The organism is Roseomonas rosulenta (assembly GCF_016106005.1).
GTDB classification, from domain to species: domain Bacteria; phylum Pseudomonadota; class Alphaproteobacteria; order Acetobacterales; family Acetobacteraceae; genus Neoroseomonas; species Neoroseomonas rosulenta.
The window spans coordinates 1-1,031 of record NZ_JACADR010000572.1 but is presented as its reverse complement, the minus strand read 5'-3'; the positions used below and the strand labels follow the sequence as shown (position 1 = coordinate 1,031).

The following is a 1,031-nucleotide window of genomic DNA, read 5'->3' as shown; positions in this document are numbered from 1 at the left end:
CGGGGCGGGCGCCGGATCGGCCGGCGCGGCGGTGGCCACCTCCACGCGCGCGGCGCCGCGCAGCGCATCCAGCCGCGCCAGGTCCTCGGCCTGCTGGCGCTGCGCCACCAGCAGCGACGGGTCGCAGGTGGTGTCGGCATTGGCGCGGCAGCGTTCCTCGCCCAGCGCGATCTCGGTGGCGCGCAGGGCCAGCACGGCGGCGCGGCGCGCGGCGAAGAACGCCTCGCGCGCCTCCTCGCTCGGGAAGGTCGCGGGCACCAGCGTGACCGTGACCTCGGACGGGTAGCGCATGGTCCATGCCGCGGCGAGGCTGATCACCGTCGCCGTCGCACCGATCACGCCGTTGGGCGCCATGCGGAACACCGCCGGGTCGTCGCGCGGGCGCAGCACCTCGGCCGTCTCGAGGAAGCCGTCGGCGGCGCAGCGCACATCGAGCGTGCTGTGGGAGCGTTCGAGCCGCACCGTGCCGGGTGCGGCGGGCACCTCGGCCATCACGCGCGCCCCGCGGGTGAGCGTGCAGCGCGCCCCGGGCGGCTCGGAGGCCACCGCGACCTCCCCGTTCCAGGCCGGCTGCGGGTTCGTGGCGCGCAGCGCCGCGTTCAGCGCCACGGTGGCGCAGCCTGGCAGGCAGAGCAGCGCGACGCAGGGGAGCATCACGCGGGGCAGGGCGGTCATGGGTTGCGCTCCGGCTGGGGGGAACCCGTCCAGAATGTATGGCCGCAGCTTAGGAGAGTATGAAAGCGTATTCGGGAGGCTCCAGGCAATCCAGGGTTGCGGCAAGGCCTCCCGGCGCCAGCCGTCCGCCACTGCGCCACGGCCCCGGCGCAGGGCCGCCCCGCCGGGCCGGAACCGCTGGACGATCCGGCTGTGCCATGCTGCAAACCGCCTCCGGGCGGCCGTCATCCCGCCCCATCGACATCCCGCGCGCGGGCAGGGCCCGCCGCGCCGCCGGAGACCACGCCATGACCCTCACCCGCCGCGCCCTCGCCGCCGCCGTGCCCGCCCTGACGCTGCCGGCCGCGGCGAGGGCG

Annotated in this window: 1 protein-coding gene; it reads right to left on the bottom strand. The window is 76.8% G+C overall.

Annotated features, from left to right (window positions below; genetic code table 11):
* On the bottom strand, positions 1–675 hold a 675-nt coding region (locus HW578_RS26940; protein WP_456308302.1), incomplete at its 3' end, for a hypothetical protein.
* Between the last annotated feature and the right edge of the window lie 356 nt (positions 676–1,031).